Annotated in this window: 20 protein-coding genes; 10 read left to right on the top strand and 10 right to left on the bottom strand. The window is 73.1% G+C overall.

Features of this window, described 5'->3' with window-relative positions; all coding sequences use genetic code 11:
* Window positions 1-37 precede the first annotated feature (37 nt).
* The 3 genes from ACZ4UX_RS23655 (at window position 38) to ACZ4UX_RS23645 (ending at window position 4,229) form a co-directional block, all read left to right on the top strand.
* Window positions 38-1,174 carry an ROK family protein gene (locus ACZ4UX_RS23655; RefSeq protein WP_465708123.1) on the top strand — a complete coding sequence of 379 codons (1,137 nt, stop codon included), beginning with the start codon at window positions 38-40 and terminating at the stop codon, window positions 1,172-1,174.
* Between the two features lie 258 nt (window positions 1,175-1,432).
* On the top strand, window positions 1,433-1,642 hold the full coding sequence (locus ACZ4UX_RS23650; protein WP_465708122.1) for a hypothetical protein: 210 nt from the start codon (window positions 1,433-1,435) through the stop codon (window positions 1,640-1,642).
* A 1,141-nt stretch (window positions 1,643-2,783) separates the two neighbouring features.
* Entirely contained in the window at window positions 2,784-4,229 is a 1,446-nt protein-coding gene (locus tag ACZ4UX_RS23645; RefSeq protein ID WP_465708121.1) for an RICIN domain-containing protein, read from the top strand.
* 200 nt (window positions 4,230-4,429) lie between these two features.
* On the opposite strand, the gene ACZ4UX_RS23640 is transcribed toward ACZ4UX_RS23645, so the two are convergent.
* The 3 genes from ACZ4UX_RS23640 to ACZ4UX_RS23630 all read right to left on the bottom strand — a co-directional run bounded on the left by ACZ4UX_RS23640 (window position 4,430) and on the right by ACZ4UX_RS23630 (window position 7,381).
* Window positions 4,430-5,371 carry an ADP-ribosylglycohydrolase family protein gene (locus tag ACZ4UX_RS23640; protein ID WP_465708120.1) on the bottom strand — a complete coding sequence of 314 codons (942 nt, stop codon included), beginning with the start codon at window positions 5,369-5,371 and terminating at the stop codon, window positions 4,430-4,432.
* 223 nt (window positions 5,372-5,594) lie between these two features.
* Window positions 5,595-6,125: an HAD domain-containing protein gene (locus ACZ4UX_RS23635; RefSeq protein ID WP_465708119.1), complete on the bottom strand. Its 531-nt coding sequence runs from the start codon at window positions 6,123-6,125 to the stop codon at window positions 5,595-5,597.
* A 338-nt stretch (window positions 6,126-6,463) separates the two neighbouring features.
* Window positions 6,464-7,381 carry an alpha/beta fold hydrolase gene (locus tag ACZ4UX_RS23630; protein WP_465708118.1) on the bottom strand — a complete coding sequence of 306 codons (918 nt, stop codon included), beginning with the start codon at window positions 7,379-7,381 and terminating at the stop codon, window positions 6,464-6,466.
* A 78-nt stretch (window positions 7,382-7,459) separates the two neighbouring features.
* Here ACZ4UX_RS23630 and ACZ4UX_RS23625 point away from each other — a divergent pair, with 78 nt between their 5' ends.
* The 4 genes from ACZ4UX_RS23625 to ACZ4UX_RS23610 all read left to right on the top strand — a co-directional run bounded on the left by ACZ4UX_RS23625 (window position 7,460) and on the right by ACZ4UX_RS23610 (window position 12,035).
* The gene (locus tag ACZ4UX_RS23625; protein WP_465708117.1) at window positions 7,460-8,182 is read left to right on the top strand and encodes a TetR/AcrR family transcriptional regulator; all 723 of its coding nucleotides are present in this window, start codon (window positions 7,460-7,462) and stop codon (window positions 8,180-8,182) included.
* Between the two features lie 257 nt (window positions 8,183-8,439).
* Window positions 8,440-8,997, top strand: a complete 558-nt coding sequence (locus ACZ4UX_RS23620) for a hypothetical protein (protein WP_465708116.1) — start codon at window positions 8,440-8,442, stop codon at window positions 8,995-8,997.
* A gap of 384 nt (window positions 8,998-9,381) precedes the next feature.
* Window positions 9,382-10,860 carry a hypothetical protein gene (locus ACZ4UX_RS23615; RefSeq protein WP_465708115.1) on the top strand — a complete coding sequence of 493 codons (1,479 nt, stop codon included), beginning with the start codon at window positions 9,382-9,384 and terminating at the stop codon, window positions 10,858-10,860.
* Window positions 10,857-12,035, top strand: a complete 1,179-nt coding sequence (locus ACZ4UX_RS23610; RefSeq protein WP_465708114.1) for an ARPP-2 domain-containing protein — start codon at window positions 10,857-10,859, stop codon at window positions 12,033-12,035. The genes ACZ4UX_RS23615 and ACZ4UX_RS23610 overlap by 4 nt, the downstream gene beginning before the upstream one ends.
* Before the next feature lie 86 nt (window positions 12,036-12,121).
* Here the strand turns inward: ACZ4UX_RS23610 and ACZ4UX_RS23605 are convergent, their stop codons facing one another.
* The 7 genes from ACZ4UX_RS23605 to ACZ4UX_RS23575 form a co-directional block, all read right to left on the bottom strand.
* On the bottom strand, window positions 12,122-13,408 hold the full coding sequence (locus tag ACZ4UX_RS23605) for an MFS transporter (protein WP_465708113.1): 1,287 nt from the start codon (window positions 13,406-13,408) through the stop codon (window positions 12,122-12,124).
* Window positions 13,405-13,944, bottom strand: coding sequence for an ArsR/SmtB family transcription factor (locus ACZ4UX_RS23600; RefSeq protein WP_465708112.1), 540 nt, complete (start codon window positions 13,942-13,944; stop codon window positions 13,405-13,407). The genes ACZ4UX_RS23605 and ACZ4UX_RS23600 overlap by 4 nt, the downstream gene beginning before the upstream one ends.
* Window positions 13,945-14,272: 328 nt before the next feature.
* Window positions 14,273-14,560, bottom strand: a complete 288-nt coding sequence (locus ACZ4UX_RS23595; protein ID WP_465708111.1) for a hypothetical protein — start codon at window positions 14,558-14,560, stop codon at window positions 14,273-14,275.
* Between the two features lie 192 nt (window positions 14,561-14,752).
* Window positions 14,753-15,208 carry a hypothetical protein gene (locus ACZ4UX_RS23590; protein ID WP_465708110.1) on the bottom strand — a complete coding sequence of 152 codons (456 nt, stop codon included), beginning with the start codon at window positions 15,206-15,208 and terminating at the stop codon, window positions 14,753-14,755.
* A gap of 685 nt (window positions 15,209-15,893) precedes the next feature.
* Window positions 15,894-16,436 (bottom strand): Pycsar system effector family protein, encoded by a 543-nt coding sequence (locus tag ACZ4UX_RS23585; protein ID WP_465708109.1) that lies wholly within the window; start codon window positions 16,434-16,436, stop codon window positions 15,894-15,896.
* A 144-nt stretch (window positions 16,437-16,580) separates the two neighbouring features.
* Entirely contained in the window at window positions 16,581-17,177 is a 597-nt protein-coding gene (locus ACZ4UX_RS23580) for an NADPH-dependent F420 reductase (protein WP_465708108.1), read from the bottom strand.
* Between the two features lie 72 nt (window positions 17,178-17,249).
* Window positions 17,250-18,071 (bottom strand): inositol monophosphatase family protein, encoded by an 822-nt coding sequence (locus tag ACZ4UX_RS23575; RefSeq protein ID WP_465708107.1) that lies wholly within the window; start codon window positions 18,069-18,071, stop codon window positions 17,250-17,252.
* 139 nt (window positions 18,072-18,210) lie between these two features.
* Between ACZ4UX_RS23575 and ACZ4UX_RS23570 the strand changes: the two genes are divergently transcribed.
* The 3 genes from ACZ4UX_RS23570 (at window position 18,211) to ACZ4UX_RS23560 (ending at window position 22,146) form a co-directional block, all read left to right on the top strand.
* Window positions 18,211-19,116: a LysR family transcriptional regulator gene (locus ACZ4UX_RS23570; RefSeq protein WP_465708106.1), complete on the top strand. Its 906-nt coding sequence runs from the start codon at window positions 18,211-18,213 to the stop codon at window positions 19,114-19,116.
* Between the two features lie 122 nt (window positions 19,117-19,238).
* Window positions 19,239-20,054, top strand: a complete 816-nt coding sequence (locus ACZ4UX_RS23565) for a class I SAM-dependent methyltransferase (RefSeq protein WP_465708167.1) — start codon at window positions 19,239-19,241, stop codon at window positions 20,052-20,054.
* Between the two features lie 367 nt (window positions 20,055-20,421).
* A complete protein-coding gene (locus ACZ4UX_RS23560) occupies window positions 20,422-22,146 on the top strand; it encodes a hypothetical protein (RefSeq protein ID WP_465708105.1) in 1,725 nt (574 codons plus the stop codon).
* Window positions 22,147-22,330 lie beyond the last annotated feature (184 nt).

Below are 22,330 nucleotides of genomic sequence, written 5' to 3'. Positions count from 1 at the left end.
CAAGCCCCACCCGCCCGGCCCCAGGCAGAATGAGCCCATGACGACGCCGCCCCCCGGCCCGGCCGGCCACCACCGACCGGCCGGCACCAACCTGGCCGGACTGCGCGACCACAACGCCGCCCTGGTCCTCGGCCTGCTCCGGGCCGCCCCGCAGGGCGGCAGCCGCGTCGAACTCGCCGCCCGGACCGGCCTCACCCCGCAGGCCATCGGCAAGATCACCGCCCGGCTGCTCGCCGAAGGCATGATCGTCGAAGCCGGCCAGGCGGCCTCCACCGGCGGCAAGCCCCGCACCCTGCTCCGGCTGCGCGCCGAAGCCGTCTGCGCCGTCGGCGTCCACCTGGAACGCGACGAGCTCACCGTCCTGCTGGTCGACCTCGCGGGCCGCCACCACCACGTCCGCACCGAACCCGTCGAGCGGGGCCTCACCCCCGCCGCCGCCGTCCGCCTCGTCACCGCGCGGATCCACCGGGCCGCCGCCGACCTGCCGCCGGGCGCCCGCCTGCTCGGGGCCGGCATCGGCTGCCGCGGACCGCTCGACCACGCCGCCGGCGTCCTGCACTGGTTCACCCCGCTCGACGCCCGGGACTCCCCGGGCTGGGACCGCTACCCGCTGCGCGACGAACTCGCCGCCCGGCTGGACGGCCTGCCCGTCGTCGTCGACAAGGACACCAACACCGCCGCCCTGGCCGAGGCCCCGACCACCCCGCGACCCGGTGGCGGTCTCGCCTACGTCCACCTCTCCGCCGGCCTCGGCGCGGGCCTGCTCCTCGACGGGACCCTGCACCGCGGCACCCGCACCAACGCCGGCGAGTTCGGCCACCAGACCGTCCAGCTCGACGGACCGCCCTGCGACTGCGGCAACCGCGGCTGCCTGGAGGTGCTCTGCCTCGCCGAGCTGCGCCGCGGCGACCACGCCGCCGCGGCGCGGCTGCTCGGCGTCGGCGTCGCCAACCTCGTCCGACTGCTCGACATCGACCGGGTGGTGCTCGGCGGGCGGGCCGTCCTGTCCGCCCCCGACGTCTACCTCACCGGTGTCGCCGCACAGCTCGAGTCCCGGATCCCGGACCCCGACTGGCAGCCCGTCCCGGTCTCCGTCAGCACCGCCGGCCGCCTGGCCGTCGCCGCCGGCGCCGCCGAACTCGTCCTCGGCCCACTCTTCGGCCGCCGGACCTGACGGCCGCGTTCTGCGGCAGGAGGGATCGGGCGACGGGACGACGACCGGGCCCGGGCAGGCGCCGGCGGTGAACACACCGACCTCACCTCCAGCCGGAGTTCGAGAACCTCACGTCGTAGCAGGGGCTTCAATCCGGCCGACCGGATCCGGGACCAGCCGGTTCCCGACCCGTACTACTGTCCCTCCCGGGGTCCAGCCTGGAGTGGCGAAACCCGACCGCACCTGACCCTGACCCGACCCACCGGCAAGGACACCACCATGACCGTCCCGCCCCCGCCCCCCGGACCGCCCGCACCGCCGATCACCGAGGCCATGCGCTCCCGCGCCCGCGCCAACCCCGGCCAGTGGATGTACGAGATCGCCCCCGCGTTCGACCCCGCCGGTGCCGTGCCCCCGTGGGGAATCAAGGGCGGCTGGGAGGTCGACCAGCGGGGCGACCTCGTCCGCTGGAACACTGGCGCCATCTGATGTTGACGCAAACATCGCGCCGCGCCCGGCCTGGGCGAGGACCGCGCACACCTCCCGGACCGCTGGACAGGTCAACGGCTCGGCCGACGAACCCTGATCCCCAACCCCGACCCCGACACCGGCCGCGCTGCCGCACGAGATCCAGCTCGACACCGGAGGCCCGCACACGGTAGCCGCACTGCGGCACCTGGTGCAGCAGAGCCGGCGGGGCGAACGGGCGCGCCTGGAGCTACGAGGTGTGCGTCGGCGCCGACGCCGTGTCCCGGGGCACCCCAGTCGCCACCGGCACCTTCGTGAACGACGCCCCGGCCCAAGGTCGTGTCCTTCCCCCCGCTGAACGGCGGTACGTCCGGCTGCGGGCCCTGATGGAGGCGGGCGGCGGCGGACCGTGGAGCTCCGCTGCCGAGATCGTCGTCATCGGGAGCTGAACCGGCTCCCCAGCCGGCTGAACCCGCTTCCCCGGCCGCCCGCAGCGTGGCGTCGAGACCTGTGGACGACCTCGACGCCACCGAGACCGTCCCCGGAACGCAGGGCCTGTGCGTCCGGCCGGACGCGGGCCCCGAGCACAGGCCCCGTACACAGGGCGCCGCACACAAGGCGCCGGAGGCGCAACACCGTACGTGCAACACCGGACGCACGGCCCCGGCGGAGGAACCACCCAGGCCGGCGGCCTCGCCGTGCCCGCCGGCAGCCCGGGCACGGCAACCGGCGAAGTCCTTGACAAGCCCGGGACCGCGCTCCCAGAATCTGACCCAGCCGCTTGTTTGCGCCAACATGGCTCATCGCCGAAGGTGCGCAAGAACCACCGGGCCTGCCGACTCCACGGGAAGGAGAAGGCGGCCCCGGGCGGACAGACCCCACCGCCGCGCCCTCACGCCCTCGCCACCCGAGTGCGTGACCGCCGCCCCAGCCCCAGCCGGGCGAGGCCGGTGTGCCGCCCAGGTGAGCAGGCCCCCACCCCCCACCCCCACGTGCACGTGAACGACCGGTCGACCCCCGGCCCGGCGGCCACCCACCGCCGACCGCCGGCGATGTCGATCGGGACACACTCGGTCCGAGGGTCCGCCTCCCCGCCTGGCGCGGTGACGCCGCCAGGTCGCTCAGCCCTCCGACCGGCACGAAGAAGCGAAGGTAGCCGACCATGTCGCGCAAGAGATCGTCCGTCCTCCTCGCCGCCGTTGCCACCCTCCCCCTCAGCCTCTTCGCGGCCGCCGGTACCGCCTACGCGGTGCCGGTGACCGTCACCAGCGGGACGCAGTTCGCCGACACCGCCGGCAACCCCGTGCAGGCCCACGGCGGTGGCGTCATCAAGGTCGGCCAGTACTACTACTGGTTCGGCGAGGACCGTAACCCGGACAACACCTTCCACTACGTCTCCGCGTACCGCTCGACCGACCTCAAGACCTGGGAGTTCCGCAACCACGTCCTGACCCAGGCCAGCGGGACCGAACTCGCCAACGGCGCCAGCATCGAGCGGCCCAAGGTGATCTTCAACAGCAGCACGAACCAGTTCGTGATGTGGATGCACAAGGAGGGGAGCAGCACCGACTACAGCCAGGGCGAGGTGGCGGTCGCGACGTCCGGCACCGTGGACGGCGACTACAGCTACCAGGGCAGCTTCCGCCCGCTCGGCTACGACTCGCGCGACATGACGCTGTACAAGGACGACGACGGCACGGCCTACCTGATCTCGTCCTCCAGCGGCAACGCCGACCTGCACATCTACCGCCTGAGCGCCGACTACCTCACGGCGGAGGCCCTGGTCGCCAACCCCTCCCCCGGGCAGTGGCGCGAGGCCCCCGCCCTGTTCAAGCGCGACGGCGTGTACTTCCTGCTCACCTCCAGCGCCACCGGCTGGTCCCCCAACCAGCAGAGGTACCAGACGGCGACCGGCCTCACGGGCTCGTGGAGCGGCCTCCAGGACGTCGGCGACCCGACCACGTACCGCAGCCAGACCGCGTTCGTGCTGCCGGTGCAGGGCACCCAGGGGACCAACTACCTGTACATGGGCGACCGGTGGGGCAACTCCATGGGCGGGATGGTGAACGACTCGCAGTACGTGTGGGCGTCCCTCCGGTTCCCGACCACGACCACCATGGCCATGGACTACTCCCCGCAGGTCTCGATCGACGCCGCCGCCGGCACGGTCGCGAGCGTGGGGGGCCCGTGGGAGAAGCTCGCCGCCCGCAACAGCGGCAAGTGCGCCGATGTCGCGAACTACGACTTCTCCCAGTCTTCGCCGGTCGTCCAGTGGTCGTGCGGCGCCGGAGCCAACCAGAACTTCTGGTTCAAGGACCTCGGCACCGGCTACTCCCAGATCATCGCGCGGCACAGCGGCAAGTGCCTCGACGTCGCCGGCGCGTCGACCGCCGACGGTGCGGCCATCGTCCAGAACACCTGCAGCACCGCGACCTCGCAGCAGTGGAAGACCCAGAAGGTCACCGGCACCACGGCGGTGAAGCTGGTCGCACGGCACAGCGGCAAGTGCCTCGACGTGACCAACCAGTCGACGGCGGACGGTACTTCGCTGGAGCAGTGGACCTGCAACACCGGTTACAACCAGCAGTGGCAGCGCACCACCGTCTGACCGCCTGCCCCGGTCGGCGCCGCCCACCGGACACACCGTGACCGGCGGACGCGACAACGCGATCCGGCGGGCCGCACGTCCTCCTGGTTCGGCGGCGCCGACATTCGACGGGTTCGGCGGTATCCGGGTGCCAGTCGTCCTCCGGCGCTCCGGGGCCCGGTCCCGGCGATCGCCGGGACCGGGCCCGAACCCACGCAGGGTCAGGCCCGGTCCTCCGACTCCGGCTCCGCCTCGGCGACCCAGGCGGGCAGCGGCTCGCGGCAGGCCAGCCAGGCCCGCGGCACGTCCGCCAGGCCGGTGCGGGCGGCAACGACGCCGCCGGTGATGGCGCAGGTGGTGTCCACGTCGCCCAGGCCCTCCGCCGTGGTCCAGAGGGCGTCGGCCAGGCTGTCCAGGTGATGCGCGGCGGACCACAGGGCGAACGGGACGGTGTCGCTCGCCCGGACCCGCTGCCCGTTGCCGAGCAGGTCGGCAGCGCGCCAGGGCTCGGTGGCGGCGGGCAGCCCGGCGGCCCGGCGCAGCCCGTCGCGAACGGCGCCCGCCGGGGTGCGGTCCGCGACCTCGGCCAGCAGGTCCGCGCCGGCGGGCGCCGTCCCGGAGCGGCCACGCGCGGCGAGGGCCGCTCCCAGGGCCACGGCCACCGCGCCGGCCACGCCCTCCGGATGTGCGTGGGTGACCTCGGCGGACAGCGCCGCCTGCTCGGCCGCCTCGTCCAGGTCGGCGCAGAACCAGGCGCCCAGCGGAGCCACCCGCATCGCCGCGCCGTTGCCGAGGCTGCCCTGGCCGTCGAACAGCGCCCGTGCGGCGGTACGCCAACTCGCCGGGTCCGCACCGAGTTCGGGCAGCAGCACGTGCATGCCGTACCCGTAACCGCGCCCCTGGTCCGCCCGGTAGCTGGCCGCGAAGGCCTCGGCGAGCCGCTCCTGGTGGACCGCGTCGAAGGCGGTCAGGATCCCGTAGACCGACAGCGCCATCGCGGTGTCGTCGGTCCAGTGCCAGGGCCCCTCCTCCGGGGTGCGCCGGGCCCGGATCTGTTCGACCGCCTCCTCGGGCGAGCGGAAGAGGGGGAACCAGCGCTCCCCGAATCCGTCCCCCAGAGCCAAACCTTCCAACGAGTCGCGAGCAGCGGAGATGGTCGTCATCCCGGCATCCTGACAGCCTCCTCGGTCCTGCCGCAGCCGGTTTCCGAGCCGCGGCACCCCCGGCCGGTGCCTGCCGGGCCCAACCCGTCGCCGTCGCCGACGCGGTCCCGGCAGTACCGCAGCCTCGCGGCCTCGTGCCGACTTGACGACCCAGTGGCCGAGCGACGCCCTGTCCCGTCCACGAGGGCCCGGACAGCACCGGCCGCCTGGCCGGGGATCTGCCTCAGGCCTGGCGCAGCCAGTGGTCGAGCACGGCGTAGTCGGCGTCGGTCAGACCCCACCGGGGGTCGACGCGATGGAGGAGGGCCCGACCGCCGTGGCGCGCCGACACCCAGGCCCGATCGATGTCCGTGATCTCGTCGTCGACCCAGGCGAAACGGCGGCCGGCCGCCCAGTCGAGCAGGGCGCGGGTCTTCCAGTGCAGGCCGTCCAGCTCGTCCTGCTCGTCCTGGTCTGTCGGCTCGGGCCAGGTCACCACCGGCAGTTCCGGCAGGCCGATCAGCGGTGCGACGTACTCGTTCGCCTCGGCCATCCAGGTCGAGGCCCACACCAGATCGCACGGCAGCGCCGCCAAGCGGCGCCCGTGCGCGGGATCGATCCTGGCCAGAAGCGGATTCGCGCCGGCCCCCCGCAGTCCGGTAGCCGTCCCAAACGTCGGATAACCGTCCGGAAGCTCCTGCGCGGTGGCCCCGAACGGGATCAGCGGTCCGTCGACATCGAGGAAGAGCAGCGGACGCTGTGCAGAACTGGTCATCGCTGCACGGTAGCCCTGTGGCGCAGCGACCCGGTGGTCAGTCCGGGGCGCCGCCGGCGGTGTCGCGGGCGGCGACCCGGCGCAGGTGCTCGCCGAAGAAGCGGCGGGGGTCGCCGCGCATACGGGCGAGCGTCACCAAGGCGGTGAGCGCCACGTCGCAGGCCTCCTCGCGTACGTCGTCCCAGTCGTGCGAGAAGCTCTTGCGGGGTTGGCACCGAGCGCGCCGACCACGGCCTCGGCGACCTCCCCCGGCACCGGGTCCACACGCGGCGGCCCGACGGGCCGACTGTTCGAGGCCTTCGCGAAGGCCGATGGCCGGGCCTTCGTCGAAGCTCCCCTCAGCTGCGCGCCGCCACGTCGGCCAGGGCGCGGATCTCGCCGACGATGGTGTGCCAGACCGGTTCGGGCAGTTCGTGACCGACCTCCAGCAGCAGCAGCTTGCGAGCGTTCGGGATCCGGGAGGCGATCGCCGTCGCGGCGGCGGGCTTGATCAGGGGGTCGTCCGCGCCGTGCAGGACCAGTGTCGGCCGCTGGATGCCGCTGATCGGCCCGCCGTGCCACTGGGCGCCGATCTGGCGGCTCTGCGCCTGCTGGTCGTGGACGCCCGCGTCGGCGGTGCGCTCGGCGGCTTCCCTCGCGGCGTGCTCGTCGAAGGGGCGGGCCGGCGAAGCGAGCAGCCGGGAGACCTCGACACTGGCGGCGATCGCGCCCTCCCGGGTAGCGGGGAACTTCAGCTTGGCGAACTTCGCGAGGGTGCCCATCCGGATGAACCGCATGGTCCTCAGGCCCGCGACATCGCCGGGAACCGCGGACATGGTCGTCACGGTCCGCACCCGCTCCGGGTGCCGCAGGGCCACGCGCTGGGCGATGGCGCCGCCGAGGGAGACGCCCAGCAGATGCGCGGATTCCCAGCCCAGCGCGTCCATGACGGCGATCGCGTCGTCCGCCATGTCCTCGGCCGTATAGGCCTCGCCGCGCTTGCGGAACAGCGCGGAGACGGGGTGCCCGCTGGCGGCGGGCGGCAGGTGGGTCGATTCGCCGCCGTCGCGCTGGTCGTAGCGGGCGACGGCGAAGCCCGCGTCGGCGAGCAGGTGGCACAGGCCGTCCGGGATCCAGAGCCGGTTGACGCCGAGACCGGTCATCAGCAGCAGCGGCTCCCCGCCGGTCCCCTCGGTGAGCCGGTCGTACGCGAGCTTGACCGGCTCGTTCTCGGCGAAGCGGACCGGGGTCCACGGGTACGCGGTGGACTCGGACATGGCGGCCTCCCAATAAAGTGCGATCGATGTTCGCAGTTTTAGTATAGGGGGCGCTCGCAGGCAGCAGCACGACAACGGATGAGAGCAGGTGCACGAGTGGCCCAGGAGCCCGTCATCGTCTGGACCCGGCCGGAGCGCGGCACACGCGGGCCCGCCGCCGTGCACACCCGTGCGGAGTTGGCCGAGGTTGCCGTCCGGCTGGCGGACCGCGGCGGCCTCGCGGCCGTGTCCATGCGCCAGGTCGGCGCGGAACTGGGCACCGGCCAGGCGTCGCTGTACCGCTACCTCGGCTCCCGCGACGACCTCCTCGACCTGATGACGGACGCGGTCGCGGGCGAGATCGACCTGGACGTCCCGCTGACCGGTGACCCGGTCGAGGACCTGGTCGCCCTCGCGGTCCGGGCGAAGGACGCGCGGCTGCGGCACCCCTGGCTCCTCGACGTCCCCCCGGAGCCGCTCCGGATCGGCCCGAACGGGATGGACTTCCTGGAGTACGCGCTCCAGGCGCTCGCCCCCGCCGGGCTGCCCAGCCGGACCAGCATGGAGATCGTCGCCCTGCTGAACGCCCTGACCGAGCAGTTCTCCCGCGCCGAGTTGCAGACCGACCGCGGACTCACAAGCCGCCAGGGGGCGCAGGCCGCGTACCTCGGCGAGACGGCGGCCCGCGGCGGGCACCCGCACGTCGCAGCGGCCCTGGCTCAGCAGGCGGAAGCGGACCCGGCGGAGGACGGGCAACTGCGGTTCGAGCGCATCATGCGGCGGGCACTCACCGGCCTCATCACGCAGGGGGCCGGCTCCTGAGCTTGTCCTACCTTCCACGCGCCCAACGACCCAGCGGTAGAGACCGAGGCCTGATCCGTGGGGCACTCCGCGGCGGGCTCGGTCCGCTTGGGGGCCCCGTCGGGCAGCCAGGAGCCCATGAGGCCACGGCGTTCGAGCGCACGGGCCGCTTGCAGAGCCGCCGCCGCGCCTGCCCCGCGCTTCCGAACGTTCGGCGACGCCACCGATCGGTCCCGGCGTAGGCTCTCCGATGATCACAGCAGTCACGAGAGGTGGACATGGGCCAGAAGATCATTCGGTTCTCGGACCTGACCGGCAAGCACGTCGAGAACGACGGCGACCTGGTGCGCGTCGTGGTGCGCCAGCACCCCGACCTGGAGGGCGGGCCGGTCGAGATCGAGGCGCTGGCTGAAGAGCTGGCCCCAGTGGAAGAGCTGGCGCTCGACCTGGTGACGATCGAGCTGCACTTCCCGGACGCCGAGGAGCCGGAGACGGTGGTCCTGGAGGCCGAAGCGTTCAACCGGCTTGCCTCGGCCGCTCCGATGGCCGACGTGCTGCGCGGCGCCAAGCGGGTGGCCCGGACCGTCCCGAGCCAGGCCGCGGTGCCGACGGGCACCAGGGAGCGGGTCAACTACGCCAGCCTGGAGCACGCCGGTAGGCCGCACAAGGGCCGCACCACCGATGCCGAGAAGCAGCTCGTCCAGCAGCACCTGGACGAGATCAACGCGCGGCTGGTCGCCGAGGGCACCCGGACGATCGACCTGAGCAACGCCGAGCACGTGGCACGGTACGGCCTGGAGTCGCTGGCCCACGAGCGCGGCACCACGCTCGGCTGACCGGGGACCAACCCGCCGCCGGGGCCGGCACCACACCGGGTCTGTAGCCGGTCCTGCTCGACCCCGTGGTGACCGGGCTCGGCCGCCGACGCAGCTCGCGCCCGCCGCGTCGGCGGCCGGGTCCGGACCGCTGGTCGGGCCGGCCCTCGCGGCCGTGCGGGTCGCGCAGTGCGACGCCGCGTCGTCGCCCGGACGGGCAGCGCGCTCGGTCCGCGGGCCGCGGGCGGATAACAGCTGAGCCCCCGCCGCCGCCCGGTGTTAGGGTCGACCGGCCGGCCGCGGGACTCCGGTGCGACTTCCGGAATGTGCCTTTACCGCAATGATTCGCAGCTCGTGCCCCCATTCCCCGGCCGGCCTTTCCCACACGACCACCGGGGGCGCGCAGTGGAGACGTACGGCGACCTCGTCGCCGCCGAGGACGTGCTGCTGTTCGTCAACGCCGCGATCACCGGCACCGGCCAGCGCGAGTTCCACGGCGGAGCCGCCGAGCAGCAGCTTTCGCTGGAATTCCTGCACGAGTACATGCTCGTCAACTACCGCGGCCCGTACGCCGCCGCGCTCGCCCTCGACATCAACGACCACAACGCCGCCCTGATCGTCCGGCGGCTGCTGGAGACCTCGCGCGACGCCACCGCGCAGCAGCGGCACACCGAGGGGCGGCTGATCGCCCGCCGGCTGGAGCTGCTGCCGCCACAGCGGGTCTACCGGCTGATCGGCGAGCTGCGCCGCGCCAAGGTCAACAACCGGCGGACCCGTGCGATCGTGCGCGACTGGCTCGCCGCCCGTCCCGACCAGACCCTCGACGCCGTCAAGTACCGTGCCGGGCTCAAGCGCGCGCTGCGCCACACCCACCTGCGGCCCGCCGCCGCGGAGACCGGCGACTTCCTGTACGCCCCGCGACGCCGCGGCGCGTACCAGGCACCGCTGCTGGACGCCTGGCGCCGCGCCCACCACCAGCAATCCGCCCTCTACGAGCTGCCGTACACCGTCGCGGAGGGCTTCGCCCGGCGCCACGGCATCCCCCGGGCCGCGTTCCTGGAGCGCATCGAACCCCGGCTGACCGGCCTGGAGCGGCTGCGCCTCCAGGAGTCCGCGCGCGCCGCCGGCGCCACCGCCGTCACCGCCGACGAAGCGGCGCTCGCCCGGATGCCGCTCACCCGGCTCGCCTCGTACGTGCTGGGTCTGCCGCCCGCCGACCGGGTCGCCCGCCGCGCGGAGCTGACCGGCGCCCTGCGCGGCGCGGCGCGCCGGGCGGTGCGCGCGGCCGGCGCCGAGGAGGGTGGCTGGGGCCGGGTCGCGGCCGTCCTCGACGACAGCTGGTCCGCGTACGGCTCGGGCGTGAAGCGCCGTCGGCCGCTCGCCGCCGCGCTCGCCTGCCACTTCCTGCTGGCGGCGCTGGCGGGCGAGTACACGGGGCTGTGGACCTCGGGGCGCACCGACGCGCTGCTCGCCCGCCCGGCCGGCCCGACCCCGCTCGGGCGCCGCATCCTGGACGCCCTGGACACCGCGCCGCAGCGACTGGTGATCGTCTCCGACGGCTGGGACAACGCCCCGCCGGGCCTGGCCGCGGAGGTGCTGCGGGTGTGGCGCACCCGCCTGGACCCGGAGCACCGGACCAGCGTCGTGCACCTCAACCCGGTGTACGACGCGGAGGGTTTCGACGTCCGGCGGCTCGCCCCGACGGTGCCGACGGCCGGGCTGCGCGACGCCGAGGACCTGCCGGCGCTGGTCGAGTTCGCGCGCTTCGCCGAGGGCCGCACCGACCTCGCGGAGCTGACGGCGCACCTGGCGGCCCGCACCGAGAGCTTCCTGGCGGCCGGCGCGACCGGGCGCCGCCCCACCGCCCAGGAGACCGTCCGATGACCACGACCCCGTCCGGGCCGGCCTTCCGGATCGACCTCGCCGGCCTCGACACCCGCCCCGCCCAGGTGTGGGGCGGCGTGCGCCTCGTCCCGCTGGTCCGCGCCGAACCGATCGAGGACCTCCGCCTCCACCAGGAGCTGTACGAGCCGGAGTACGCCGCCGTCCCGGTCGGCCGGCACACCGACTACCTCGTCTACGTCCCGCACGGCTTCGTCGCCGACTGGACCCGCGACGGCACCCCGGCGGCCGCCTACGGCACCCGGCTCGACGCGCCCTCCGCCATCGGCGCGAGCGCCCCGCCCGAGCGCATCCGGGTGCGGGCGCCGCGTCGGCTCGCCAAGCGCGAGAGCCGGACCCGGCTGCGTTTCCTGCCGTTGCACCTCGCCCTGGAGGGGTACCTCGCGCTGCACTTCGGCGGCCCGACCATCGCCTGGGAGGAGTGGTCCGACCGCGCCGTGCGGCACGGGCTGTCGCCGCGCGCCGAGGAGGCGTACGCGGGCGACCGGGTCCGCGGCCTCGCCGACGCGCTGCGGGTCTTCGAGATCCACCCCGGCCAGTGCGGGCTGCTCGTGTACGTCGCCGACGCCCTCGCCGCGGCGTTCGTCGTCCCGCACCCCGACGACTACCGGGCGCTGCACCGGACGCTGCTGCTCGACCTCTACGGTGAGCTGATCCACCACTACGCCCTCCTGTCCGCCGCCGTCCCGGACTTCCGCGCCGACCTGCGCACGGCAGGCCCGGTCAACTCGGTGGCCGAGCTGCGCGCGGCCGTCGCCGGGCAGGAGCGCGCCTGGGCGGACTTCCACGACGACACGATGGCGGGCGGCCTGCTCGACCCCGACTACCGGGCCCGGGAGGTGCGTCGACTGGGCCGCTTCAGGCTCGCCCGGTTCCTGCCGGAGTTCCGTCCCAAGCAGGAGAACCACATCGGCGAGGCGATCACCGACGAGCACGGCCGGCTCGCCTACCTCAAGACCTTCCGCCTGTCCGAGTCCCAGGTCCGGCGCGGCCACCTGCTGGACCGGCTGGCCGCCCACGAGTGGCACCTGCCGAGCGCCGCCGCCTCCCTCGGCCTCACCGAGCCCCAGCTCGGCCTGCGGATCGAGGGCGCGGGCTTCGCCGGACTGCTGCGCCAGGACGTCCTCGACCACTACCGCCGCGCGGCCCGCCGGTAGCGCGGTCTGCGGGGCCGGCCGGGCGCCGTGGTCGCGGTCGCCGTCGCCGTCGTGCGCCCGACTGGCTCGACGGCCTCCGCGGCGTCCTACACGGCACCCTCGTGAACGAGCTGCCGGGATCCCGGGTGGGCCGGATCGTCGGCCGGGGCGGCGGCGCGCAGTGCCGCCTCGACCTGGCGGTTGCTGGTCATGGTCGCGGTGACGGCGGTCATGGTGAGGAGGAGACCGGCGGCGGTGTAGAGCGGGGTCCGTACGTCGTAGGTGGTGGCCAGCCAGCCGCCGAGGAAGGCGCCGAACGGGGCGGCGCACATGGAGAGCATGCGGGAGGTCGAGGCGACCCGGCCCATCAGGTGGGCGGGGACGATCGTCTGCCGGAGGGAGGGGGCCAGCACCATCGTGGCACCCATGCCCGCACCGCAGACGGCGAGCGCGAGACCGGCGACGTACGGGTTCGGGGCGGCGGCGAGGACCAGGACGGCAAGCCCTTCGAGGGCGGCCGTGCAGGTCAGCGCGGTGCCGGTGCCGAGCCGTCGGCCGAGGAAGGAGGCGATGCCCGCGCCGAGCAGACCGCCGGTGGCCTCCGCGGTGAGGAGCAGGCCGAAGCCGAAGGCGCCGATGCCGAGGCGGTCGTGCGCGAAGAGGGCGAGCACGGTCTCCACGGCGAGGAAGGCGATGTTCCCGACCGCCGGACGCAGCGCGAGCCCGAGCAGCAGCTGGTTCCGGAAGACGTACGAGGCGCCGTCCCGTGCCTGCCGCAGCAGCGACTCGCGGGCCTGCGGCACGGGCCGCGGCGCGGCGGGCAGCGAGCGTACGAGCAGGGCGGACAACGCGAACGACACCGCGTCGGCGAGCAGCGGAACCGCCCGTCCGAGCGCGAGCAGGGCGCTGCCCGCGGGCGGTCCCGCGAAGCCGGACGCGGCGGTCTGGGCGCCGCGCAGGCGGGAGTTGGCGCGCTCCAGGAGTGCGGGGTCGCGGCCGAGCAGGTCCGGCAGATAGGCGGTGGCGGCCGTGTCGAAGAAGAGTCCGCCGAGGCCGAGCAGGAAGGCGACCGCCGCGAGCAGGGGAACGCTCAGCAGGTCGAGCGCGGCCGCTGCCGCCGGTATCGCGAGGAGCACCGCACGCGCCGCGTCCGTCACCCACATCGTGCGCCGACGGTCCCAGCGGTCCACCAGCGCACCGCCGAGCACCCCGAACAGCAGCCACGGCAGCGTTCCGGCGGCAGTGACGACGGCGAGCGCCATCGGATCCCGCGTCAGCGTCAACGCGAGCAGCGGCAGCGCGGCATGTGTCACGCCGTCACCGAGCGAGGACACCGTCTGCGCGGTCCACAGTCGTCCGAACCCGGCCGGCAACTTCCGAAGCTCTGAGGTCACTTGGCGTCTCCTTCGGCCTGCACGCGGGTTGCCGGGTGGAACAGCGCGAAGACGAGCGACGCGTCCGGCAGGGACGGATCGGACAGCTCCCGGTACTCGTCCGCCAGCGCTTGCAGCCGTGCCCCCAGCTCCGCGAACTGCTCGTCGGTGAGCCGAAGGTGCGCCATCCGCACGTGCCGCTCGCCGTCCGCCGGCGCCGCCTCCAGGTCCGCCACCGCATGCCGCATCAGCAGGTCCGGCCCTCCCTCGCCCGGATCCGGCAGCACGATCGACCGCGCGGCCATGGCGTAGTACCGCTCGGTGACCCCCCGGACCTTCCGCGTCCGCACCACCTTCACCAGGCCGGCCCGCTCCAGCAGCCGCACGTGGTAGCTGGAGCTCCCCTTCGCGAGGCCCACCCGGTCGGCGATCTGCGTGATCGTCGCGGGCTCGAAGCGGAGCACGGCCATGATCCGGTGGCGCGTGAGGTTGGAGACGGCGCGTAGCTGCTCGTCAGTGGTGACGTGGAACGTCTCGGGAAGATCAGCGGTAGGCATGGGTCTAATGGTCAACGTTTCTTGACCATTGGTCAAGGGGTTTCGCCCGCGCCCGGGATCGGCTGTTCAGCCCGGGCTGTCGCTCCTGCTCTCCCCCTCGCTGCGGGGGGCGGGCGCTCAACCGGCCATCGCCGTCGACGACCGTCGACCGTCGACCCAAGATCGAAAAGGCCTCCAGGGCCTTCCCGTGCCCCTTCGGCAACCTGGGTGGATCAATGCCCCCGGGGTCGTTCGCTTGTGCCGGAACTCCGGCGGCGGGCAGGGAACTTGGCCTCGACACGTTCCGGCTCCTGGTGGCCGAACCAGCGGTGCGGACCGGCCCCCGCTCTTACGGGAGTTCGTGCAGGACGGCCACTCCCGTACCGAACGTCCACACGACCAGCAGGAGCCACACGCCAGGGGACGGGCGGTCCTTGCGCAGCACGGCGATGGCGATGCCGACAAGGAGGCAGAGCAGAGCGAGGCCCTGGGCGATCCAGGCGATCGTGAGATAGCCGGGGTGGGTGCCCGTGCGGTCGGCGGCCATGCGAAGGACGAGGGAGGAGAGGAGCAGTGGCACGCTCGTGTGAGCGACGATGTCCTGGAGGGTGGAGGTGCGACGGGCGGGGTCGGTCACGCTGATTCCTTGACGACGGGTGGCGTATGGCTGTTCCGCGCCACCGCGAGGAGGTCGGTTACCCGACGGATCGGGGAGGCCAGGAGGGATGGGGGCTGGGACACCACCGGCGGCTCGTCAGGTGCTCCGGCCGCGCTCGGCAGTCGTCCCCGCCGGGCCGCCCCGGCCCAGGGACCGGGGGCGACGGGACTGTCAGCCGACCATCTTGGCCAGTTCGTCGATGACCACGCCCTGGGCGTAACCGCCCGCGGCCCACCAGGCAGCGCGGACGACCACGTTCTGCTTGCCCATCCACTTGTCGAAGGCGTCCTTGCCCTCCTTGGCCTTGCCGATGGCCGACTTGAAGAGCTTGGGCGACTTCTTCAGGAGCGCGACGATCTTCTTGGCGGCGTCGCCCTTGGCACTGAACATGGACGTCCCCGGCGTGGGACCGTCGCTCTCGCCGGTCTCACGCTTGATCTCGTCCGCGATGCGCTGAATCCCGGCGAGCTCGGCCGGGGTGAGCTCGACGGTCTCGCCATCAGTGACGGAGGCCTCGAAGGCTGTCCGGGTGGTGTGCTGCTGTGCGGCTGTGGCCAGCGGTGCGGCCGCCATCAGGGTGGCGGTAGCGATGACGGCGATGGAGGCTGCCCGCACATGGGTGCGCATGGGAATGGTGGTTCCTTCCAAGACGATTCCGGTGGGCAGGCGGGGTGCCCGGCTCTTCGATCGCCGGGGTCCGGCCCTGCCTTTGTGTGGGGTTCACCGGTGGATGAGGAACAGATTTCCGGAGCGTCGATCGCTTGAACAGGTGGACCCTGGGGCCGGTGGACGGAAGGCCACCGGCCCCAGGGGCTCTCGCCAGGCGCCGATTCAGCCCGCCGCTTCGCCAACCTCGCCCGCATGACTGGATGCGAAGATCGGCGGATGGTGCGCACAGGCGAGTTCTTCCTCGCACGAGACGACGAGTTGGCCCAGCGAGGGGCCCCCGCAGTCGTCACGACTTCCCGGCTGTGCCGTGCGACGGCAGCTACCCGGATGACGCGGTTCTGAAGTGGGAGATTCAGCTGACCGGCGCCGAGAGCGCACTCCGAGCGGTGGTGCCCCCGGCCAACGACGGATTCGCCGCCTTCGCCGTCCCGGAACCACCGTGCACGGCTCTGGCCGCCGCGGGAAGAGACCGGCTCCGCGCCACAGCTCTTGCGTGGTGGACGACGAGATCTCACCGGACAGCGCGGTGGACGTCCTTGAACGTGTGCCGGCCCTGGCCGGCAGTGGTGCGGACCAGCATCTCGACCTGTACTGCCGGTACTTCGCGCCGTGACCAGAGCGGCGGAGCGGCCACCGCGCGCCCTCACGCCAGGGCGGTGACCAGTCGCGCCGCAGCCATGACGACCAGGAGGGCCGCGCCGGCCAGAAGGCACTGCGTCGCACGCTGCATCCTTCTCGCCCTGAGCTGGTGAACGCTGATGCAGCGCCACAGCTCCAGAACCGCGGAGTCGGCCGCCGCCTCGACGCTCTGGGCGGAGAAGCCGGACCGGAACTCCTCCGGAGAGCCGAACGCACCCACGGTGTCGCCGTAGCCGAAGGCGATCGGCACCGGGAAGCCGGCTGGCCGCGACATTCCCGGGAGCCTACGGAACCCGGTGAGCACCGAGGCGGCCAGGGCCGCCGAACCCGCGCTCACCACCAGCGCGAGAAGCGCGGCAGCCCCGATCACCGGCGACACGTCCGACGACGTCGCTCCGGAGGCGAACACCACACCCGTGATGACGAGCGCGTCCGCGCTCAGGAGCGTGCCGGCCCGATTCACCAGACCGAGACGCAGTCCGTCCGCCCGCACGAGGTGCCACTGGGCGAGCTGCAGTCTCTCCTCGACGCGTAACTCCCCGCTCACCGCTCTCCCCCGTCCCCCGTACCGCAGCGCGAGAACATCCCCGCCGTGCAACAGACGCTTCCCGCACCACGCCACGCCCAACCCACCTAACGGGTTGGCGGCACCGCACCGGGACACGGTGCGGTGCGGTGCGCTGTGCTCGGGTCAGCGGGCTATCGAGATCGCGAAGGGCGAGAAGCCGTTGGAGCGGATCATGTGCGGGACGAACAGGATCGCGGCCTCCGTGGCGCGGGCGGTCCGGATGCCGCCGAGATCGGTGATCCACTCGTCGTGCCAGCCGAGGTCGTTGAGCAGTTCGCGGACGGTCTGCTTGGCTTGCGGGTCCTCGCCGGAGAGGAAGGCGTCGGGTGCCTGGGTAAGCATGGCCGGTGCGGTCATCACCGGGAAGAGCATGGTGTTGAGGGTCTTGACGACGTGCGTTTCGGGGAGGGCTTCCTGGAGTTGCTCGGCGAGGCTCGACCCGGGGTGGAGCAGTTCGCCCGGCAATCCGTCCGGTCCGTCCGCGGTGGCGTTGGAGACGTCGACGAGGATCTTGCCCCGGAGTTCGTCGCGCAGGGCGGTGAGCCGCTCCAACGAGCCGTCGCCCGGGGTGGCGTTGATGACGATCCGGGCCGTGCGGGCCGCGTCCGCTGCGGCGCCCGGCGTGCGGTCCGCCGCGGTCACCTCGTGTCCGGCCCGGGTGAGGGCGGTGGCCAGGTTGCCGCCGACGCGGCCGTTGCCGAGAACTGCGATGGTGGTCATGGTGAGGGGGTCCTTCCGTTCGTACGGGATCGTGGTGGTCGTGGTGCGGGTGGCCGTGGTGCGGGGGCGCGCTCAGCGCGAGAGCGTGGTGACGGCCTGGGCGTGGACGCCGGGCGCGGCGGCCAGGAAGCTCTCGCTCAGCGGGGTCCAGGGGCGGCCCTGGGCGTCGGAGATCCGCCCGCCGGCCTCGGTGACGAGCAGTGCCCCGGGCAGCAGGTCCGCCCGGGCGCCGGCGAACTGCCAGAAGGCGTCGATCCGGCCGGCGGCCACGTTCACCAGGTGCAGGGTCGCGGGCACGGCGGTGCGGACGACCAGCGCGTCGAAGAGCATCGCGGTGATGGAGGAGCCGACGCGCCGCACGACCTCCTCGTTCTCGTCCGGCCGGGCCTGGCTGGTGGCCACGATGCCCAGGCCGAGGTCCGCGGTCGGGGAGACGTGCAGCGGCCGGCCGTCGAGGTGCGCGCCCGCGCCGGCGAGCGCGGTGTAGGTCTCGCCGGTCAACGGCAGGTGGACCACGGTGAGCACCGGCCGGTTCTCGCGTACCAGGGTGGCGGTCACCGCCCAATCCGGCAGGGCGTGCAGGTGGTTGACGTTGCCCTCGGCCGGGTCGACGACCCACCACTCGCCGGGCGGCAGCGCCCCGCCGTCCAGCTCGTCCTCCACCCACCCGGCCTCCGGGCGCAGCTGCGTGAGGCGGGGGCGCAGGATGTCGAGGGCCGTGTCGTCGTTGGCGGTGAGCGCGTGCATCAACTCCTCGCGGGTCCGGTAGTGGACCACGTCACCGAAGCGTGCGAGCAGCGCGGAGCCGGCCTCGCGCACGGCGATCGCGACCTGGGCGAGCAGGTCGGCGTCGGAGGCGGCGACGGCGGTGGTGTTCTGAAGCATCGCGGACATGGCGGAACTTCCTTTCCCAGCAGGGTTGATGAGGGCCGGTCGGGCCGAGCGGTCCGTTGCGTCCCGCGCTCACATCTCGAAGGTAGACAGCCCAGCCATTAACCACAACTGCATGTCAAGCAAGGCTAGGATTACTCCCATGCAACTGGATCTGAATCTGCTCGCCGCGCTCGACGCGCTGTTGGAGGAGGGCAGCGTGACCGGGGCGGCCGCGCGCCTGCACGTCACCGCCCCCGCGATGAGCCGGAGTCTGGGCCGGATCCGCCGTACGACCGGGGACCAGATCCTGGTACGCACCGGCCGCACGATGACCCCGACCCCGTACGCGATCGCCGTCCGGGAACAGGTGCACGAGCTGTTGCACCAGGTCCAGGGGGTGCTGGCGCCGAGCCGTGAACTCGACCTCACGACACTGGAGCGCACCTTCACCCTCCGCTGGCACGACTCCCTGGTCGCCGCGAGCGGCCCCGCCCTGCTCGCCGCCGTCCGCGCGCAGGCGCCGGGCGTGCGCCTGCGCTTCCTCGCCGAATCGAGCGGCGACACCCCCGGGCTGCGGCGCGGCGAGGTCGATCTGGAGGCGAACGCCAACCGCCCGGCCGCACCGGACATCCGTGCCGAGAACGTGGGCGAGACCCCCCTCGTCATCATCGTGCGGCACGGACACCCCCTCACTCGCGTCGAAGCCGTCACCGCGCAGCACTACGCCGCCGCCGAACACATCACCGTCTCGCGACGCGGAAACCTCGCCAACGCCCTCGACGACGCCCTCGCCCGGCTCGGCCTCAGCCGCCGCGTCGTGGCGAGCGCGCCGACGGAAGCGGCCGCGCTGGAGTTCGCCCGCGGCTCCGACGTCCTGGTCAGCGTCCCGGAAGCCACCACGCGCACCGCGGTCGCCGACCTCGGCCTGGTCGCCCTACCCCTGCCGCTCGAACTGCCGTCGGCGCCGGTATACCTGTCGTGGCATCAGCGTCACGACAGCGACCACGCCCACGCCTGGCTGCGCGGGCTGGCACGGACCGCGCTGGCCGCCTGCGCAGCGCCGTAGCCGGCACGCTCCGGACCGCTCCACCCGCATGAGCTACCCGGTTCCCTCCACCCGGCCCCTTGGAGCCGGTCATCTAGGCTGGCGCGGTGACTGATGAGCGGGAGCGGGCGCAGCCGTCGGGAGTGTGGGCCACGGCGGTCGGGGTGGCCAGGGTGCGAGCGCTGGAGACCGCGCGGGAGAACGCGCTGTTCCGCGACCCACTGGCCCGGGCCTTCGCCGCCGCCGGCGGCCTGTGGCCCCCCTCGCCGCCGCTGCCCGACGACGAGGCCGCGCGGCGGCGCCGGCTGGCCGTGTCGTACTCCATCGTCATCAGGACGAAGTTCCTCGACGACCTGCTGCGGCAGGCCTGCGCGTCCGGGATCCGGCAGGTCGTGCTGCTCGGTGCCGGCATGGACAGCCGGGCCTTCCGGATGGACTGGCCCGAGGGCACCCGACTGTTCGAGGTCGACACCGCCGCGCCACTGGACTTCAAGGCTTCGGTGCTGCGCCAGGAGCGGGCCGTCGCACGCTGCGATCGGATCACCGTCGCGGTGGATCTGCGCGAGGACTGGCCGGGCGCGCTGGCCGCCGCAGGGCACGACCCGGCCGCGCCGACGGTGTGGATCGCCGAAGGACTGCTGATCTACCTGCCCGAGGGCGCGGTGGAGCTGTTGCTGGCCCGGATCGGCGCACGGTCGGCGGCGGGCAGCCGGATGGGGCTGACCTTGGGCTCGCGGGGCGTGATCGACCGCTTCGGCGCGGACGCCGCGCCGGGGTCGGCGGCGTCCCTGTGGGTCTCGGAGATGCCCGACGACCCGGCGCGCTGGCTGGCCGGGCACGGCTGGGAGGCCGACTGCCACACGCTGCGCGAGTGCGGTACCGCCTACGGCCGCCCGATCAGCACCCCGCCGCGGCGCGAGGAACGACCCGGCGGACTGATCTCGGCGGTCCGCCGGTAGGGCGCCGCCGGGTCTTTCACCGCGGCTGAACCGCCGCGGAATCGCTGCCGGTTCGCCGCCGAATCGCTGCCGATCGCGGCTGCCGTCGAACGAGTGCTTCGGCTTGCCGGGCGACAGGTCCGGCGGATGCCGATGAGGCGCACATCCGGTGAGGGTGTCACCGGATGTGCGCCGCTCACGTCCTGATGCGGCAACGCTCGGCGTGGATCCGCGGCGCGCGGTGCGCGAAGTACGGGCACGGAGAACCGTTCATCGACATGTCTTGAACGTGTACGAGACGTGGATCACATGAGGGAAGGTCACATTCCGCCCGGCCCGGCATGCCCGGTAGGTGAGCATGGCATGGACACCTCATAGGAAGGCCGAGATGAAGCTCTCTTTCAGGCGCGTCGGACGACTCCTGTCCGTCCCGTTTACCGTCACCGCCCTGCTGGGCCCGGCCCTCGCCCTGGCCGCGACCCCGGCCGCGGCGACCTCCACCACGGCGGCCACCGCCGCGGCCGCGACGGACGCCTACACGTTCACCAACGGCGACGGCACCCTCAACGCCACGGGCAACAACGACGGGAACCAGATCTCCGTCACGCCGGACGGCACCAACTACCAGAACTTCCGCCTCATCAAGCTGGGAACCCCCGGCCAGTTCAACATCGCCAGTACGTCGTCCGGGAAGTGCGTCTACGCCACCCAGCCGGCCACCCAGAAGTCCTGCGGGCAGGACGGCGAACAGTGGCACTTCCGCCCGGTGGACGGCAAGCCCAACTCCTTCGGGATCGTCCGCCGCGACGACGCCAGCGGCACCGAGTGGTGCATGGACAACCGGGGCGGCCTGCACCTGTGGGGGATCCTGGCGCAGCCCAACGTCTGCAACGGCAGCGCGGCCCAGGAGTGGAGGGTCCCCGCGGCGAAGGCGGCCGAAGCCAGGAGCCTGGCGCTGGACTACTACGCCGACCTGTGCGCCAGGAAGACCGCCACCTGCTCGTGGACGGAGAAGTCCGAGGGGCAGCCCGAGGTCCTGCCCCGCCAGCCCGCCTCGTCGGTCTGGTACAACGACACCGCCGACAAGGTGACGCAGGTCTTCACCACGATCTACCACTCGGGCTGGTCGCAGTCGTTCGGTGTGGGCCTGTCCTCCTCGGTCGGGGTGTCCGTCCCGGTCCAGGCCATGGTCTCCACCCAGTTGCAGACGACCACGACCTACGAGTCCGACCAGTCGACCATCAACGGCATCGCGGTGACCGTTCCCGCCAAGAACTACGGATGGGTCGACTTCGCGGCCGTCGGCAAGAAGGTCACGGGAACGTGGACCTTCGACACCGACAACCAGCCGTGGACCACCGACGCGACCGTGACCGTCCCGGTCATCAACTCCACGGCCGGCTCCACGATGTACGTCGCCCACACCAGCCCGGACCAGCCGGGCACCACGAGCGTGACGAGCGCTGACGCGCCGGCGCTGACCATGGCCACCAAGGCCTCGTTCACCCCGGACCTCCCCGACGGCACCACGGCGTCGCAGGACGGCCCGAACACGGTGAAGCTCGTCGACACCGCCACCGGGGCCAGGATCGGCACGATCAAGCCGAGTGCCGTCGTGGACACCAAAGGGACCACTCACCCGGTCAGTCTGACGGTCTCCGGCAACGTCATCACGCAGACCATCGAGAACGCTCCCGGCGACACCATCGACGGCTCCATGACCATGCCGTCCGTCAGCTACAACACCACCACCGCTCCGGCCGCCAAGCCCGGCGGCCTCGCGACCGGCGGTGCCACGACCGCCGGTGTCACGACCGCCGCCTTCACGACCACCTCCGCGAAGTCGACCGTGCGCCCCGCGTTCTGGCCGATTCCCGACCGCGAGCACCCGAAGAACTCGGACGAGTGGAACAAGTGCATGGCCAAGGAGCTGGGCAAGAGCATGGTGGAAGGCGCAGCCAAGGCCGCCCTGCTGGGTGCCCTGCGAGGCGGCCAGCTCGGCGCCGCCGCCGGCCCCGAGGGAGCGGCGGCGGGCGCCGCCCTCGGGATGCTGACCGGCACCGTCACCGGGCTGGGCAAGGCGTACTACGTCTGCGGTACCGACCCGGGCTGATCCGCACGTACACCACACGCGGATGCCACCTGCCGACCGACCTCGTCGGCGAGCAGCGGGCGGGCCGACACCGGGTCGGCTCTCGGAGGCGACTTGGCGCCGCCCGTCGCCGTGGAGGCGCAGCCGCCCGAGTAGTACGGCCTACCGCGTGCCACGTCGACCCGCCGCCTCCGGTCGACTCGTC

Source organism: Kitasatospora sp. NPDC028961 (assembly GCF_055564815.1).
Note: the sequence above shows the minus strand (reverse complement) of the source record. Positions and strands in the feature narration are given on the sequence as shown.